The sequence below is a fragment of the Eubacteriaceae bacterium Marseille-Q4139 genome (assembly GCA_018223415.1).
Lineage (GTDB): Bacteria > Bacillota > Clostridia > Lachnospirales > Lachnospiraceae > CABSIM01.
Genome location: JAGTTQ010000001.1, coordinates 1,497,242 through 1,513,733 on the forward strand (window position 1 = coordinate 1,497,242; position 16,492 = coordinate 1,513,733).

Genomic DNA, 16,492 nt, shown 5'->3' on the forward strand with positions numbered 1-16,492 from the left:
AGACATGAAACCCTGCGGGACATTCTGGATTCTGGAAATCAAACGGGCCTGGAAGCGGGCCGGGCGCCTTCTTTTCGGCGCCCTCCTGCTTCTTTTTCTGGCGGGCACGGCCGGTTTTCTTTTCGGAAAGCTTCTCTATGGGGACGCTGTCAGCAGGCGGATCCAAATCGGCGCCGTCATGCCGGAGGGGGACGCGTTTGCCAAACAGGTACTCTCCATGATTACTTCCCTCGACAACGTAAAAAGCCTCTGCGACTTTCACTACATGGAGCGGGAGGATGCCATAAACGAGCTGGAGGCAGGGAATTTGTTTGCCGTCATGGAAATCCCTGAGGGGATGGTGGAAGGCATCATGGACGGCAGCAACATCCCCGTCCGGGTGATTTTTCCGGAAAATTCCGGGACGGAAAGCCTGATTTTTAAGGAACTGACCGATGCCGGAGCAAAAACCCTGGGGGCCGCCCAGGCTGGGATTTACGCGGGGGATGAGCTGATACGGACGGCCGGAGAGGCGGTCGGGATCTCTGAGGAAGCCCGCCGTGAGGCCGTTTCGGCGCTGGAGCGGGATCTGAACGAGATCTTTTTGTCTTACAGCCTGCCGCGGGAGGACTATTTCTTTTCCCAGGAGGTGACGGCCACCGGGGAGGTGGGGCTTGCCGCTTATTACGGGATCAGCATGTTCGTGCTGGCGCTTCTTCTTCTGGCGATTCCGGCGGCCGACTTCCTGCTTCCATGGGGGCGGGCCATGAAGCAGCAGCTCTCCCGGACGGGCATCGGGCCGTCTGCCCGCTGCGCCGGAAGAATTTTGGGGCTTGGGAGCCTTTATATGGCCGTCGTCGGTCTTTCGTGGGCTGCGTACTTCCTGTGGGCGGGGCGGCCGTTCCCGGCGGACTTTGGAGATTTTGGCCGCGCGGCAGGCGGCATGCAGGCGGGGCCGTTTGCCGCACTTTCGGATTTTGGCGGCAGTACGTTTTTTTCGGCGGCGGCCGCGCTCCTTCTGTTCCTGCTCTTCTGCTGGACGGCGGCGGCATTTGCCGTGTTTTTATTTGAATTTGCCGGGACGCTTTTAGGCGGCGTCATGCTCCTTTTTCTGGCGGGAATCGGCCAGCATATTCTGGCGGGCGGATTCCTTCCTGTGATTTTTCTCCCGGAGGCCCTGCGGAAGGCGGCGCCATATATGCCGTCTGCCGTCTGGATGGACGCGGGGAAGGTGTTTCTAACGGGCGCCTGGGACTGGGGTGTCTTAGTCAGGCTCTTTTTCCTTGGGGTGATCCTTTTTGGCGGATGCCGGCTGATGGAGGTGAGGAACCGATGAGACAGGCTGTGTCCTGGTTTTTTCTTTCCTGCCGCAGGTACTTAAAGCGGCTTTCTTTTCTGGCGGTTCTTCTGGCTCTTCCGGCGGCGGCTTTTCTCTTAAATCTTGCAGACAAAAGCGGCGATAATCGGATCCGGATTGCCGTCTGCACGGAGCCGGCCGGATCCGCGCAGACAGCGCTCTCCTTCCGGCTTCTTGCGGCGCTCACGGACGCGGAAGGCATGTTTTCGTTTTATGCCTGTGAGGACGCAAAGCAGGTGAAAGAAGACGTGGCCTCCAGACGGGCGGAATGCGGCTATGTCATCGCGGCTGACCTGGGGGAGCGAATGGAGAAAAAAGATTATAAGCGTGCCATCCGGGTGTTTTCAGCCCCCACGACCGTGACGGCCGAGCTTTCGCAGGAGGTGGTGTTTGCCGAACTGATCTCCCTCTATGACCCGGAGCTTTTTTCGCAGTACGTGGAATCCGGGAGCGCCTATGACTTCGCCGGAGAGCCGGGAAGTGAGGAACGGAAGGCGCTGGCCAAAGAAGCGGCCGGGCTTTATGACAGGTGGGCAGAAAACGGCAGCACCTTCCGGTTTTCCTATGAAACGGTGGATGCCGAGGTCGTCACGCCAGACGCCGGTTCCGGCGTGTTCCCTGTCCGAGGGCTGGCGGCCGTTTTTGTCTATGTCACGGGGATTTACGCGGCCGCCGTCGGGGCTTCCGATCAAAAGCGCGGCCTTTTTGTCCCGGTTCCCTGGCAGAACCGCGCGGCATGCCGGATTGCTTCCATGGCGGCGCCTGTGGTTCTCGCGGCGCTTTCCGGGCTTTTTTCCTTGGCAGCCGGCGGGGAGTTGGAGAATCCGGCAGAGGAGATTTTCTCCATGGCGTTTTACGCGGCTGCCGTCCTTCTTTTTTCCTGGCTCCTCTGCCTGATTTTCAGACGGCCTGGCCTGATCGGTTCTCTGCTTCCGTTTTTCCTGATGGGCAGTCTCCTGTTCTGTCCGGTCTTTGCCGATGCGGCGAGGTTCTTTCCGGAGGCGGGATGGATCGGCCGGCTGTTCCTGCCGTGGTATTATCTGCATGCCATATAGAATATAAAATGCCGCCGCCGGCTTCCGGGATATGCCCGGGTTCCGGCGGCGGCAGTGTTTTTGCCATTCTTTTTTATTTTGCGGTCTTTTTCTGTCCCATGATGGTGCGGACGCCCTCCACCGCAAGCACGATGGAAAGGATCACCAGAAGCAGGCCAAGGCCGGAGCGGATCCAGTACCAGATGGCCGCGTCGGTCATGGTGCCGGAGGTGATGGCACCGAAGTTTGTCATGATGGTCTGGCACAGGGACACGATGGTGACAACCAGCATGAACGCCATGGGGAACAGGAACATTTTGTTGTTCTTTCCCATGCAGCCGAGCCATGCGGCGACAGCCAAAAGGCCCAGGGCGGCCAGAAGCTGGTTTGCAGCGCCGAACAAAGCCCAGATTTTTGCGTATCCGGTCATGCCCAGGGCGATTCCGAGAACCACTGTAATGCCAGTGGAGACATAGGGGTTTGTCAGTACGGCTTTGAAGCCGGATGCGTCCTTATAGGTCTGTCCCGGCTCCAGCCAGAACTCCTGGAACATGTAGCGGGCCAGACGGGTCGCCGTATCCAGGGATGTCAGGCAAAAGGCGGATACTGCCAGAATTAACATGGAGTAAATGACGTTTTCTGCACCGGCTAAGAACGGGATCGTCGCACACATGCGGGAAATTCCCGTTGCGAACACGGCCGTAGGCGTGTTGATTCCTGTGGGAACGTAATCGCTCCAGATGTATCCGACGGCGCAGAGGGAAATTAACGCCAGCACACACTCGATCAGCATGCCGCCGTATGCGATGGGGCGGGCGTCTGCCTCTTTGTCAAGCTGCTTCGCCGTCGTACCGGAGCCCACCAGGGAGTGGAAGCCGGAGATTGCACCGCAGGCGATGGTGACGAACAGGGCCGGGAACATGCTTCCGAGGGATACGCCGGAGCCGTACTCAGCCGTGTCCACAAAGGACGTGAAGGCCGGGATTTCCAGGGTCGGATGTGCGCCCAGAATACCGACGACGGCTACGATCATCATGCCGTAAAGCAGGAAGGAGCTCAAATAATCCCTCGGCTGGAGCAGGATCCAGACCGGTGTTACGGAAGCCACCGCAATATAAATGCCCACGATAATCATCCATACGGTTCCGTCTAGATACAGCGGGTGCCAGTTGTAGCCGATCACCATGCAGAGGATGATGGCTGCAACGCCCAGGACGGTGGAAACCACCAGAGAGGCGTTCCTGCGGTAAACCATGATGCCGAAGATGATGGCGATCACGATAAACAGGATGGAAATCATGGCCGTGGTGGCATTGGCAGAGCTGGCTGCCAGATCAACGGCGCCGTTTGCGTCGTAGGTTGCCTTAAAGGTGTTGGCTACGATGGAAGCAAAGGCTGCCACAACCAGGATCAGGGTCAGGTAGGAAAAGGTTAAAAACAGCTTCTTTGCCCGGGAGCCGATACTCTCGGCAATAACTTCGCCGATGGACTGGCCTTTGTTGCGGATGGAAGCAAACAGGGCGCCGTAGTCATGGACGGCACCGAAGAAGATTCCTCCAATTAAAACCCAGAGCATGACCGGAACCCATCCGAATACGGCTGCCTGGATCGGGCCGTTGATGGGGCCTGCGCCTGCGATGGATGAAAAATGGTGTCCCATGAGCACCGGGGCTTTGGCCGGCACATAATCGTTGCCGTCCTCCAGCTCGTGAGCCGGTGTCGTCCGCTTCGGATCGACGCCCCACTGCTCGGAAAGCCATTTTCCGTAGAAAATGTAGCCAAGCGCCAGCACAGCGATTCCAACTACAAGAATTACGACTGCATTCATTTTCTTATGTCCTCCTTTGAGAGTTATGACTTTAATATATCTTTCATAAACTTCGCGCTGCCGCGGCCCATTCGGTTGGTAATGACCCTGTTCCCTTCCCGGATCAGGGCGGCCGTATGGACATTCATCCATCCATACCACGAAAAACGAAAGCTTTTGTAGATCCGGCACCGTTTCAGTGCCTTTTCCCCCTCTTTTTCCGAGGAGTCACAAAGGAACACAGGGCTGATGCAGCTGTACATATGGCCCGGGCCCGGGTGGATCTCCTTCATGCCCTCCCGGACAGCAAAGTCCAGGCACCGGGAGAAGATCTCCTCCGTTAAGACCGGCACGGAAAAAATGAAGACGTATTCATTGCTGTCCGCGGCCCAGAGCTGCGCTTTTTTCACCAGCACATATTTTTCGGAATGCACATGGAAGCTGCACCGCGCCGCAAGCGGCAGGCCGTCTTCCCTGGCCGGGAACCGTTCCGTGTCGAAATACGTCTCGTAGCCTTTTAACAGGCGTTCCAAAAGTTCGCTGCGGTTCCTCGCCTGATCCATGCGGATCCCTCCTGTTCCTCATAAATTTCTTAATTCCATAGAAAAGCGCTCGGCGAATTAACGCGTTAAAGTAAGAGCGTTCTATGAACCTGTAATCCCTCAGGACAGAATTGCACTGCGGCGGAAACTGGCACTTCATGCAGGCATGGTGCCGCTTGCCGGGCTTGTGCGGCAAAAAAGGCTGCCTGCGCAGTATGCTTCCACGTGGAAAATTCCGTATGCGGGATACTTAGTTTATAAAATTTTTATAAAAACAGTTAGGATTTTAGCACTGTCTTAGCGAAGATGCAAGGATTTTTTTCGGGAATTTTATGGACAAAAGGGTGTGTGATGCGGCATGTGCTGGCGCCGGAGGCGTTCTTTTATCTTTTTCCTGCTTCTTTTACCGGATGCCGTATCACCGTCCGCCACCGTTCTTTTGGCACGCGCCTGACATCCGAGAGGTAAATCTCATGGTGCATCCGTTCTTCTGAAAAATCCGGTTCATATCCATGTTCCCGTATAAACTGATTCATCCGTTCTATCGTTTCCGGCTCCATATCAAAGGGCCCGATATGCATGCACTGGACACAAAGCCCCTCTTCTATCGTCAGAAATTCCACCCCGGAAAAATCCTGTTTTTTCTTCCTGGATGCCTCTAAAACCGCCCATTCAAAGTCTTCTTTTTCCACAAAATCCGGAAGCCGGATCACGGAAATCCAGCGAAAATCTTCCTTTCGTATAAGGGCTGTATTCATATTGCTCCAAAAACCCTCTAACGGAGGAACCACATAATCAAAAAAGCCCTGGATTTCACGTCCGGACTTCCTGCTCATTTTAATGGTAAAAGCAATGCCGTATAAAAGCCCGATGGCCTTTTTATAGTCGCCGTCCGCCTCGTTGGGATCGCCATCTCCCCTCACGGCAATAAAATTCATCTTCGGAATTCGTACAAGCTGCGGCGTCTTCTCCGGAAGATAAAACTCCTTGTATTCCTTTTTGTAATCAAATGCCATCTTTTTTTCTCCTCTTTTTCTTTTGCTCCGGAAGCTCCGGATACATGGCCGCCACCATCTCGCAGAGTTTCTCCCTGTCCTCCAAAATCGTACATGGCAGCAGCGCAGGCGGCGTATGTTCCCACACCTCTTCCCGGCAGTCCGGCATGAACCGCCTGGATGCAGCCGTATCTTTCACGGCAAAGCCGTCTCCATATATTCCGCCGATCAGCTTGTCCTGATAATAAAACAGCCAGCCGCCCATCATAGGGATGTACCGGATATCCCCTAACGGTGCCAACTGCTCTGCCACATACTTTGCCAATTCCTTCTGGGCCATATAGATTCCTCCCTTCCTTTATTCCGAGTAAACCGAAACCAGCCGTTTTGCCGTTTCCAGAAGCCGTTTCTTCACGGAAACCGGCTCCAAAACCTCTGCCCTGTCTCCGAAGGTTAGAAGCCACCCCGTCAGCGCGTCTTCGTCTGCATAGTCCATCCGGAACAAAAGACGCCCGTCCTTCTGCACTTCAAAGCAGCCCGGGCCAAACTCCTCCATAAGCCGCCACTTCATCTCCGGCTCAAACAGCGCCTTCACACGGATATTGGCCGGAAAAATCCGTTCGTTGGAGAGATCCGGCATGGGAACCTGCCTCGGTTCAAAACCGCTCTCCTCTTTCTTTGGCATGTCCATCCGGTTCAGCTTAAACAGGCGGAAGTCCTCCCTCTTAAGGCACCAGCCCCACACGTACCAGCTCGACCACTTGAACACCAGATAATACGGCTCTATGTTCCGCACGCTGTCGCCGCCCGGGGCATAATAGTGAAAGGACAGATGTTTCCGTTCTTCTACGGCTTCCTGAATCAGGGCGATCTTGGGCGCCAGAGACTCCTTATACCAGGAAGACAGGTCGATCAGGATCGAGTCCCTGCCGCATACTAATTCCGACGCCCCCGGCTTCAGTTTTTCCATCAGCCGTTCGCAGTACCGGCTCCCGTTTACGCTGTCGAGGCTGCGGAGGCCTGCCAGAATCATCTGCATCTCCTTTGAAGTGAGAAGCGTCCGATCCATCCGGTAGCCCTCCATGATACGGATTCCGCCTCCTGCACCCTGTGCCGTGCAGATTGGGATCCCCGCCCTGCAAAGCGCGTCAATGTCCCGGTTTATGGTTCTGCGCGATACTTCAAATCTCTCCGCCAGCTCCGGCGCCGTTATCTTCTCCTTCTGAAGAAGAACGGAGAGAATTCCTATCAGTCGGTCTGTTTTCATTTCGGTTTCCGCCTTTATCATAACAAAATAAACATGACAGCAGTGTGTCATGTTTATTTTAGCATAGGTGAAGTTGGAAGGCCAGGAAATGCGGCTTTAATTTTCGGAAAAATAGTCACTGTCGATGCGCTTGATGCGATAGGTTTTCTGAGTCGATACACCGATCCCATATTCGATCATAAGCTCCGTAAGCTTCTGGCCGTCGACGAGGATGATATGCTGGGCATCTGCAAAGTCTTTCGCTCCCTGGGAATATTTTGCGGTTGTGATGAACAGGCCTTTCTCTACTCTTGGCGGCCCCATCATCGCCCCTGCAAACTTTTGGATATCCGGTTTTCCAACCGTTGTGCTGGGATCCCATCGCTTTGCCTGTATGTAAATCAGGTTAAACCCAAGCTTATCCTCGTGGATAACGCCGTCGATGCCGCCGTCCCCGCTGGCTTTTGTCACAAATCCGTCCCCGTATCCCATGGACTTCATCAAATCTACCACGAGATTTTCAAAAAATACAGGAGACTGACCCATGATTTCTGTCAGCAGTTCATCGGCCAGCTGCCCGTTAATGCTTTGATACACCCGCTCAAAGGTCTCCTGCGGCGTTTCGGCCGTATCCTGTTCTGTATCGTCAGAAACCGATCCCGCTGTCTTTTTGTTTCCCCTGAATTCTGCAAAGGATGGGTATTTCTCTGCCAGAAGCTTGTCCGTGATGACGGCGCCGCTTTCAAACAGCTTTTTCCCTTCCTCCGTAATCTGAAAATGAGCCCGCGACGGCGCCTGAATCAACCCTGCTTTCTTCAAATACGTCCTCGCCCATCCGATTCGGTTATCGTAAACTGTCTGGTTTCCGCTTGGAAGCCGCTCTAAAAGCTCCGTTTCCCCGAGTTTAAGCTGACTGGTGATGGATTCCTTTATTTCCTTTAGGGAATAAGTTTTTCCGTCGCTTATGGCAGATAAAAACGGAATGTATAGTTCGTAGTATTTTGGTAAGCTCATGTTAATCTCCATTCTGCCGCCTTTTAGTTGGCGGCACACATAAATGGCTCTAAAAGACCGTACACTAAGATTTGAAAATTCGATAGCAGCTCCAGCCCTATCCCTGGCATGCCCTCGCCATTGGTTCAACGGATCACTGTTCCCGGAAAAGCATACTGTGTATATTCCGTTTTCAGGACGGCCCCATGCTGTTTTGGGTTCATGCCTGCTTTTCGTCCAGGGCCTTTTTTAATTCCTTTGCCGCCGGAAAGCCATAAGCACTTTCCGCATGCTCCACCGCTCTTAAGATCGCCTGAGAAACTACTCTTGCCGCCAAAGTTCCCACCATATCCTGATCGGCTTTTACATCTCCCAGGGATACCGCGTAAATACTATCCCCATCGGCGCTGGTGTGAACGGGGCGTATGGAGCGGGCGTATCCGTCATGGGCCATGCCCGCAATCTTGCAGAGCTTTGTCTTGTTAAACTCTGCATTTGTAAAGACTGCCCCGATGGTTGTGTTTCCTGCAAACTTATTCTCAATCACCTGGTTTATCTTAAGCATCTCCTCCTCGGAATCTAAGAAGGTCTTTCTGTCCTCTCCTAAGAGCCCTGCCGCCTTCTTTCCTGTCTTCCAATCGAAGATATCTCCCAGGGCGTTTACCGCAACCACGGCTCCCACCATCAGTTCGCCTGTCTTTACGGCATAGCTTCCTATGCCTGATTTCATGCAGAAATCCATTCCTTTCACTTTCCCTACGGTAGCTCCTGTGCCCGCCCCGTAGCTGCCGTCCTTATAGTTGCCTGTTTCCGCATTTTTACATGCCTCATAGCCCATGGCCTTATCAGGGCGCGTACCGATCTCCCCCACGGCAAGGTCAAACAGACAGGACTGGCACACAAGGGGAACCTTTGTGACCCCTACGTCAAAGCCTATGCCCCTTTCTTCCAGGTACTCTCTGACGCCGCAGGACGCTTCAAGGCCGAAGGCGCTTCCTCCTGAGAGAAGAATTGCATGAATCTTCTCAGCCGCCGCCATGGGCTTTAAAAGCTCGCTTTCCACTGACGCCGGGCCACCCCCTCTCACGTCAAGACCCACGGCCGCTCCTTTTTCAAAGATAAATACCGTGCAGCCCGTTCCCGCCTTGGTGTTTTCTGTGCTTCCTATTTTTAGGTTTTCAAAGTTTGTGATGGGTATTCCTTTCATATGGGCCTCCTTTGGCTTTGAAGTTTTTCCTCTAGTTTCGATTAGTCGAAATGTTTCCGGGTTATATTCCCCTTCGTTTCGCCGGTTTTACACGAATACATGCAAATTCGTGAATTTCTCCTTCAGAAAGGCTCTGCTTGATCGCTTGACTATTTTGCACAGCCGTTTCTGTGGGCGCTTTTTCATAAAACAGCCATTTTTAGTATGCCAATATCATCTACATCTATTTTTTGATAAGGGATTGTAAGCTCTTTCAATTTGCTAGGAACTACTTCTCTCACACCGCCTTCATAATAACTTCAAATCTCTCTGCCTGCTACGGCGCCGTTACCTTTTCCTTTTGAAGGAGAACGGAGAGAATTCCTATGAGACAATCTGCTTTTATTTCGGTTTCCGCCTTTATTTTAGCACCTATGAAATTGGAATACCAAGCAATACCGTTTTAATTTTCAGAAAAATAGTCGCTGTCGATGCGCTTGATGCGGTAGGTTTTCTGGGGTGAAACGCCGTTCCCGCTGCCTTTTTATTTCCCCTAAATCGAGCGGCTATGGAATAAAAGATGCCCCTCCTTTTTATTTCAATCTTCCTATGGATCCAATATCTGCGATATGCTGTCAGAGATATACTGAAAAATATTCTCACATTTATCAGCCAGACATCGTATGATATCCAGTCTCACGGCGTTAATATCTTGTGAGATTCCTGTTGATAAGCTGAAAAACTCTTCATGCTTTCCCGCCAGCAGCGCACGTTCAATCTGTTCGACAACTTCTGATTCATCGCCAAGCTTCCATATCTTTTGCAGCTCGGCAGTGGTGTTATTGAGCGCCAGTTCTAACAAATACTTTTCCGGCCAGACCTTTCCCGGTAGATAGCAAAGCCTCTTGCTGATCCACTCATCAAAGTCGGAACCAACCCTCGCTTCCAAATGATTGATTACCTGTTTCTTCGCCTGAGCATCCAGGACTCGCTTGTCGCCGTCAAGAAATGCAATGCATTTATGGTTCTTTTCCCGATACTGCGCGCTTAACTGCTTTAAAACAGCTTGATCCGAGCCGATTGGAAGAATGCTGATCCTTTCCCTGAGCGACTGCGGCAGGCATCCTTCAAGCACCGCCTGACCCACAGGGTCTTCCGTATAAACCGTCGCCTCTTTCCGCATACCACCGCTTAATCGGTTCATTGCAAAGCCGGTCGAGATCCCTTTATATATCTCTGTTTTTTCATCATGCGTTTCGATATAAAATCTTCCTTCCGGGGGAACCAAATCCAATATTGCTCCAGAATGTGTAGAACAAATAATCTGGCAGTGCAGTTCTTTGCACAGCTTCTTTAGCTCCAATATAAATTTTCTCTGCGCTTCTTCATGCAGACCCAGTTCAATTTCATCAACGACAATGAGGGCGTTTTTCCCGGCTGCAAATAGTTCAATCAGCAAAGAAAAAATCGCATTTTCGCCTGCGCCCATGTTAAATCCTGAGTAATGCTTATTTTTCCTGTCTACGACGAACAGCCTTCTTTTGTCCACGGTTCTAATATCCAGGGAGGTATAAGTTTTTCCCAAAATTGTACTTGCAATTTTCAAAATTTTTTCTTTTGTCTCCTGCGGAAAATTTACAGATTGAAATCTCCCCGAATAGTTCTTTTCCGTTTTTCTTTCACTTGGCGGCACAATTCTCTGGATTCCGAGAAATACGACATTTCTCGAAACTCTTTTTTCATATTTATTCCACTTCCCTCCTTTGTTTTTATACCTCCGCTGGTATCCCATACCAGCATATAAAGTTTTCTTTTCTGGATCTCTCCATCTTTCATGACAGATTTTGTAATAGATATTAAGCCCCTCGACTTTTACTTCGTCTGCCGTCTGTATGAAGAAATCACTGAATGTATAATAATTTTTGTTCCTGTCACTGGGCGTATAGCCGTTTTTTCCATTATGATATGCACAGCATGCCATCGCCAGCAGCGTTGATTTCCCTGACCCATTTTTCCCCAGGATCGCTGAAATAGGATATTCAAATTCTATCTGAAAAGGATATAACCCTCTCAGACTGCCGCTTTGCAGGTAAATTTCGACTAAGCTTCTGGCCGAATAATCAGATTGAAACCATTTTTTGTTATCATTGTCCAGTTGTGAATACCTGTATTCCATCTTTTGTCCCCTTTTTGCAGACGCATTCGCAGTTTGCCCGGCTCCCTGTCTTTCATTTCCTAAGCTCGGTGAATTTCGACACAGGCCTCGCAATGCCCGGTCCCCGGAAACATATCCACCGCCCGAACTCTCCTCACCTCATACCCTCTCTCCCCCAAATACTTCAAATCCCGCGCCAACGTCGCCGAGTCGCAGCTCACATACACCACCCGCTTCGGCGCCATTTTCACAATCGTATCCAGGCAGACAGAATCGCAGCCCTTTCTCGGCGGATCCACCACGATCACATCGGCGTAAATATGGTTCTTCTCATACTGCTCCGGCAGAACCTCCTCGGCCTTTCCCACAAAAAATTCCACATTGGAAAGCCCGTTCCGCTTCGCGTTCTCCCTGGCGTCCTCGATGGCCTGCGGAATGATCTCCACCCCGTAAACCTTCTTTGCCTTCTGCGCCAGGAACGATGAAATCGTCCCGATGCCGCAGTAAAGATCCCAGACCGTCTCCTCGCCCGTAAGCCCCGCAAACTCCAACGCCGTCCCGTAAAGCCGCTCCGTCTGCACGGGATTCACCTGATAAAAAGAAAGCGGCGAGATCCGATAACTCACGTTCCCGATGGAATCCGTAATATAGCCCGGCCCGTACAGGTTAAGAATCCGCGTTCCCATGATAACATTCGTCTTCTCCCGGTTCACCGAGCAGGAGATACTCTGCACGCCCATGGCAGAAAGCCACTTTACAAGCGCCTCGGCATGGGGCAGCCGCTCCCCGTTGATGACGATGCAGACCATCAGCTCCCCGCTGGCAAAGCCCTTTCTCAAAAGCACATGGCGCACCAACCCGCTGTGGGACGTCTCATCATACGCCAAAATCCCATATTCCTTCATGAAATCCAGAATCGCCCGCAAAAGCCCCTGGTTTTCCTCGCATCCCAACAGGCAGTCACAGTCCGGCACGGGAATCAGCGTATGCGTCCGGCCCGCATAAAATCCTGCCGTAAGCTCGCCGTTTTTGTCATAGCCGATGGGATACTGGGCTTTATTCCGGTATCTCCACGGATTTTCCATGCCGATGATCGGCTCCATCAAAACGGCCCCCGGCACGTCTTTTGCCGCTTCCGCCTCTTCCGGCAGAAACAGATTAGACAGCCCGCCAATCCGCTTTAAATGGTTGTACACCTTCCGCTCCTTAAATTTAAGCTGTTCTTCATAAGAAAGCTCCTGAAGCTGACAGCCGCCGCACTGCCTCGCCACGGCACAGCGCGCCGGAACACGCCCCGGCGCCGCCTTCAAAACCTTAATAAGCCTGGCAAATCCATAGTTTTTCTTCATTTTCATCGCCGATGCCTCGATCACATCGCCGATCAGCGCGTCCTTCACAAACCAGATATACCCGTCAAGCTTTCCTATTCCCGCGCCGTCCTCGCTCATGTCTTCAATTTCCAGCGTAAATCTATCGTTTTTCCTGATTTCCATACCAATCTCCATGTTCCGGGCCAGGCCCGATTTTTTACCAGTATAACAGTCCGCCGCCGCCAAGTCAAACGCACCGGCTTCCCTCTTCCATGCCATCCCGCCTGCTAAAAATACTCCGGATTCAAAAACGGCACAATCAGCTCCGCCGGTTCCCCATCAGCGTCTAAACCCCAGTATCCGCTGTAAATGCCATCGCCAACGCCGCTGGAAAACATCACGAGCCGTCTCCCGCTTTCCGGGATCGCCCAGCACAGCAAATCCCATCTTCTTAGCGCATCCCCCGGCTTGTCCTCTCGTCTCTCCCGGAACCGTTCCTCAAAATAATCCGCATAAAGGTTCTTTCCCGGATTTTCCCCACGCCATTTCTCAAGAAAGCGGCAAAATTCCTCTGACGCCGCCTCATCCGCAAAGCAGGCCGTCCCGGTATCTACGCCGAAAAATGTATATGCGGCTTTTCCAGGCACACCTTCCGCCTCGGCAATCTCATATGCCTTCACATCCCTGCCGCTGATCCTAAACTTCGCTGCGGCCACCCGGGAGCCTGCAATTTCCGACTCCATCACAGAAAGAACCACCGGATAACTTCCGGCAGGGATCCGGCGCTTCAGCACCGTCTGGTATTTCGTCCCCAGATACGCCAACGGATCCGCAAGAACCACCGTTCCCGACGGGAAATCAGCCTCACCCGCGGCCACCGTCCTGAGCCGTCCGTTTTCCCGGAACAGTCCCGTAAAAAACTCCGGCGGATACTCCTTTTGATTGAGGAACTTCAGATTCTTCTCAAACGCCGCTTCCATCGGATGCTTCACCGGCTCCCGGATTTCCGCCCCGGTCTTCACATCGACAAAATATTTGCCGCCCGCATCCGAACGGAATTCCAGATCGGCTCCATACGGCATAAAATAGATATCCCAAACGACCGGCTCAATCCCGGCAAGCGTATTGAAATCCACAACCGCAAGATTTTTTGCGTCATCCACATACGCCTGCGAATCCGAATCACCGAGGGCACACCAGCCGTTCCCGATGCCATTGTCTTCCCGGAACATCCACTTTAGCCTTGAAGTCCCGTCAAGAATGGATTTTGTAACGATGCATGCACCGGCGCCCTTGATATATGTGCTCTTCTCCTTTTTCTCCATCCTTCATCCCCCTTTTCTCCGGTTCTCCCATCACTTTCCCGTCGCAAAAAACGCTCCCTAAAATTTAAGGACACGACGCTCTCCAAAAAAGAACTGCCGTATCCTTATTTCAGCTTCTATTCCCCGGTTTTCCTCACATTGCTCTCCATAAACCGGTTATACCCGAGCCAGCCGCCGTTGTCCCCGGCGCCTTTCAAAATTTCCGTCATAGTCTCCATCTTCGCGTCTGCATTGTCCGCCAGATTGAGTGCCAGCGCCTCGATGAGGGCCGGCTTCTTCGGCGAGCCGTATTCCAGCTCCCCGTGATGGGCCAGGATGCAGTGGATCAGCTCATTTTCCAGCTTTTTCGGGAAGCCGGGCATGGCGTTTATTTTCTCCTGCACCATCTGGGCGCCGATGATGATATGTCCGATGAGCTGTCCCTCGTCCGTATAGTCGTTTTCCGGAAATACCGACAGCTCCTTCGTCTTTCCAATGTCATGAAACATGGCCGCCACAAGAAGCAGATCACGGTTTAAAAGCGGATACTGCTTACAGAAAAAGTCACAGAGCTTCACCACGCTTAAAGTATGCTCCAAAAGCCCGCCCACAAAGCTGTGATGGACACTTTTGGCTGCCGAATGGCTGGCAAACACCTTGGCAAACGCCGCGTCCTGGACAAAAAATCCGGCCGCCAGCTTTCTAAGATGTTCATTCCGGATCGTCGTAATGTACTGGTTAAGCTCATGGTACATCTGCTTAATGTCCTTGCCTGTCACCGGCAGATAATCGGCCGGGACATATTCCCCCTCGTCGGCCCTGCGGATCCGCTTTACATTGAGCTGGATATTTCCCTGAAACACGGTAACGTCGGCATCCACAAACACGTAGTCCATGGCGTTAAAATCGCTGATTCCCGGAGAACCAAGCTCCCATATCTTTGCATCCGCCGTTCCCGTTTTATCCTGAAGCGTCAGGGAACCGTATTCCTTTCCCGTCTTCGTCAGCGCAATCTGTCTTGTTTTGCAGAGATAGACGCCGGACACATGCATCCCCTCGCGGAGTGTTTCAATAAATTTCATACTATTCTCCCTTCAAGGCCCGAGCCAGGCATGCTACCTGGCCCCAATGACAACCTGATATTCAATTTCTTTATATTCTTCGATCCCTTTTCTCTGGATCACAACCGAGACCGTCTCACCGCTCTCCAGACCTTCCAAACATGTCTGGAACGCCTGCATGGAGCCGATCTCTTCTCCCTGTATTTTCGTAAGGATATCGCCGTTCTGGATCCCGGCCCGGTACGCCGGCCCCTCTGCGATGGATTCGGTAATGTAAATTCCCTCGGGAAGTCCCTCTTCCTGCATGGTTTCATTGACATCCTGGCCCATGATTCCAAAATACGGCATGGAAATCCCGTTGCTTAACTTCTGGAGCGTCCCCTTGTATTCGGAAATCGGCACAATCATGGCAGTTCCCGGGCTCTCATCGCTCTCAAATTCCTCGGTTGCCCATCCGATCAGCTGGCCGGAAAGATTCAAAAGGAATGTCCCCTGCCCGGCGTTGCAGTCAATATCCGCGCAGAGAATCCTCGTCAGGCCGTCAGCCACCTGGACGCCCTTCGCCACATAAGAAACGAAACCGTACTTCACCGAATGGACGCGCCCGGCCGGACAGCCGACGGCAATCACCATGTCCCCGGTCTTGACCGAATAGGAATTTCCAAGTTCCACGGCGCAGATCCAGTTTTTCGTGGATTCCGAAAGCCCCGACGCAGCGACGCTTATGGTCGCCATGTCAGCCACCGTGTCCCTCTGCTTTACCTGCCCGTCAGCCACATTTCCGTCCCCGAAAATAACCCGGATGGAATCTGCTTCGTCAAGGGCGGCCGTCCCGGTTAAAATCGTAATCTCGCCGGGATTCACTGCTAAAATGACGCCGGCATACTGACCGGCCGTCTCCACGGGATTGTCGAACCAGTCCACCTGTGTTTTCACCGGCGACACTGTGACAATGCATTTGTCGGCATTCTGGCCGATCTCCCGGAGCGCCTGGTTCAGTCTTCCGATATTCTCCGGCGTCCATGCAAACTTCGCCATGGCATTCTCAACAATCTCCTCGACCTCCTCCCGCTCTGCTGCGGACTGGGAGGGCGCCTCCGTCGTGACCTCCATGGTCTCCGTGGGAGGCGGGGCCGTTGGTTCGTTGTCTTTTTCTATGGTAATCGGGATACTCGTTTCCTGCGGCTCTTTTCCGAGAAACTTCTCCGCAAAGGGCCTGGAAAACACAAAACTCGCCGCCGCCACTGCGCCGAAAATAGCGGCAATGAGAACCAGGCCCAGAATCCGTCTTGCGATCCTGCGCCAATTCGTCGGCGGCTTTACGATTTTTTCCCTCATAAATTTCTTTTCATTGGGTGAATCCGTCATACTGCTTCTCCTTTGCAGGGACATATCACTCGTTTTCTGTACGGCGTTTCCGGTGCAGGCTTCCTGCACGGCCGGCCGCGTAAACGGCGGACTCCGCTCCCGCTCCGTTTGCTCCGCCACGGGAAACGCGAACCCCTCACCGCTCCGTTTGCTGC

14 protein-coding genes are annotated in these 16,492 nt (G+C 52.7%); 2 read left to right on the plus strand and 12 right to left on the minus strand.

What is annotated here, in order from left to right; all coding sequences use genetic code 11:
- Positions 1–4 precede the first annotated feature (4 nt).
- Together KE531_07230 and KE531_07235 are read left to right on the plus strand one after the other, a co-directional pair.
- Entirely contained in the window at positions 5–1,315 is a 1,311-nt protein-coding gene (locus KE531_07230) for an ABC transporter permease (protein ID MBR9953417.1), read from the plus strand.
- Positions 1,312–2,391, plus strand: coding sequence for a hypothetical protein (locus KE531_07235; protein ID MBR9953418.1), 1,080 nt, complete (start codon positions 1,312–1,314; stop codon positions 2,389–2,391). The genes KE531_07230 and KE531_07235 overlap by 4 nt, the downstream gene beginning before the upstream one ends.
- A 73-nt stretch (positions 2,392–2,464) precedes the next feature.
- Here KE531_07235 and KE531_07240 read toward each other — a convergent pair whose 3' ends face one another.
- The 12 genes from KE531_07240 to KE531_07295 form a co-directional block, all read right to left on the minus strand.
- Positions 2,465–4,198 carry a carbon starvation protein A gene (locus KE531_07240; GenBank protein ID MBR9953419.1) on the minus strand — a complete coding sequence of 578 codons (1,734 nt, stop codon included), beginning with the start codon at positions 4,196–4,198 and terminating at the stop codon, positions 2,465–2,467.
- A gap of 23 nt (positions 4,199–4,221) precedes the next feature.
- Positions 4,222–4,740: a hypothetical protein gene (locus KE531_07245; GenBank protein MBR9953420.1), complete on the minus strand. Its 519-nt coding sequence runs from the start codon at positions 4,738–4,740 to the stop codon at positions 4,222–4,224.
- Between the two features lie 362 nt (positions 4,741–5,102).
- Positions 5,103–5,735 (minus strand): GyrI-like domain-containing protein, encoded by a 633-nt coding sequence (locus KE531_07250; GenBank protein MBR9953421.1) that lies wholly within the window; start codon positions 5,733–5,735, stop codon positions 5,103–5,105.
- Entirely contained in the window at positions 5,725–6,054 is a 330-nt protein-coding gene (locus KE531_07255) for a transcriptional regulator (protein MBR9953422.1), read from the minus strand. Before KE531_07255 ends, KE531_07250 begins: the two co-directional genes overlap by 11 nt.
- A gap of 18 nt (positions 6,055–6,072) precedes the next feature.
- Positions 6,073–6,981, minus strand: coding sequence for a YafY family transcriptional regulator (locus KE531_07260; protein ID MBR9953423.1), 909 nt, complete (start codon positions 6,979–6,981; stop codon positions 6,073–6,075).
- 96 nt (positions 6,982–7,077) lie between these two features.
- The gene (locus KE531_07265) at positions 7,078–7,974 is read right to left on the minus strand and encodes a restriction endonuclease (GenBank protein ID MBR9953424.1); all 897 of its coding nucleotides are present in this window, start codon (positions 7,972–7,974) and stop codon (positions 7,078–7,080) included.
- Positions 7,975–8,173: 199 nt separating this feature from the next.
- The gene (locus tag KE531_07270; GenBank protein ID MBR9953425.1) at positions 8,174–9,160 is read right to left on the minus strand and encodes a P1 family peptidase; all 987 of its coding nucleotides are present in this window, start codon (positions 9,158–9,160) and stop codon (positions 8,174–8,176) included.
- 586 nt (positions 9,161–9,746) lie between these two features.
- Positions 9,747–11,315, minus strand: coding sequence for an AAA family ATPase (locus KE531_07275; GenBank protein MBR9953426.1), 1,569 nt, complete (start codon positions 11,313–11,315; stop codon positions 9,747–9,749).
- Positions 11,316–11,374: 59 nt separating this feature from the next.
- Positions 11,375–12,787: a 23S rRNA (uracil(1939)-C(5))-methyltransferase RlmD gene (gene rlmD / locus KE531_07280; GenBank protein ID MBR9953427.1), complete on the minus strand. Its 1,413-nt coding sequence runs from the start codon at positions 12,785–12,787 to the stop codon at positions 11,375–11,377.
- A gap of 104 nt (positions 12,788–12,891) precedes the next feature.
- Entirely contained in the window at positions 12,892–13,929 is a 1,038-nt protein-coding gene (locus tag KE531_07285) for a DUF2185 domain-containing protein (GenBank protein ID MBR9953428.1), read from the minus strand.
- Between the two features lie 116 nt (positions 13,930–14,045).
- Positions 14,046–14,990 (minus strand): HD domain-containing protein, encoded by a 945-nt coding sequence (locus KE531_07290; protein MBR9953429.1) that lies wholly within the window; start codon positions 14,988–14,990, stop codon positions 14,046–14,048.
- 33 nt (positions 14,991–15,023) lie between these two features.
- A complete protein-coding gene (locus KE531_07295; GenBank protein ID MBR9953430.1) occupies positions 15,024–16,337 on the minus strand; it encodes a trypsin-like peptidase domain-containing protein in 1,314 nt (437 codons plus the stop codon).
- Between the last annotated feature and the right edge of the window lie 155 nt (positions 16,338–16,492).

Excerpts from the sequence above, each read along its gene's own strand:
- KE531_07275 (MBR9953426.1), bottom strand. The coding sequence starts at position 11,315 with ATGGAATACAGGTATTCACAACTGGACAATGATAACAAAAAATGGTTT.
- KE531_07245 (MBR9953420.1), bottom strand. The coding sequence starts at position 4,740 with ATGGATCAGGCGAGGAACCGCAGCGAACTTTTGGAACGCCTGTTAAAA.
- KE531_07260 (MBR9953423.1), bottom strand. The coding sequence starts at position 6,981 with ATGAAAACAGACCGACTGATAGGAATTCTCTCCGTTCTTCTTCAGAAG.
- KE531_07250 (MBR9953421.1), bottom strand. The coding sequence starts at position 5,735 with ATGGCATTTGATTACAAAAAGGAATACAAGGAGTTTTATCTTCCGGAG.
- KE531_07295 (MBR9953430.1), bottom strand. The coding sequence starts at position 16,337 with ATGACGGATTCACCCAATGAAAAGAAATTTATGAGGGAAAAAATCGTA.
- KE531_07265 (MBR9953424.1), bottom strand. The coding sequence starts at position 7,974 with ATGAGCTTACCAAAATACTACGAACTATACATTCCGTTTTTATCTGCC.
- KE531_07255 (MBR9953422.1), bottom strand. The coding sequence starts at position 6,054 with ATGGCCCAGAAGGAATTGGCAAAGTATGTGGCAGAGCAGTTGGCACCG.
- KE531_07230 (MBR9953417.1), top strand. The coding sequence starts at position 5 with ATGAAACCCTGCGGGACATTCTGGATTCTGGAAATCAAACGGGCCTGG.
- KE531_07235 (MBR9953418.1), top strand. The coding sequence starts at position 1,312 with ATGAGACAGGCTGTGTCCTGGTTTTTTCTTTCCTGCCGCAGGTACTTA.
- KE531_07290 (MBR9953429.1), bottom strand. The coding sequence starts at position 14,990 with ATGAAATTTATTGAAACACTCCGCGAGGGGATGCATGTGTCCGGCGTC.
- rlmD (MBR9953427.1), bottom strand. The coding sequence starts at position 12,787 with ATGGAAATCAGGAAAAACGATAGATTTACGCTGGAAATTGAAGACATG.
- KE531_07285 (MBR9953428.1), bottom strand. The coding sequence starts at position 13,929 with ATGGAGAAAAAGGAGAAGAGCACATATATCAAGGGCGCCGGTGCATGC.
- KE531_07240 (MBR9953419.1), bottom strand. The coding sequence starts at position 4,198 with ATGAATGCAGTCGTAATTCTTGTAGTTGGAATCGCTGTGCTGGCGCTT.
- KE531_07270 (MBR9953425.1), bottom strand. The coding sequence starts at position 9,160 with ATGAAAGGAATACCCATCACAAACTTTGAAAACCTAAAAATAGGAAGC.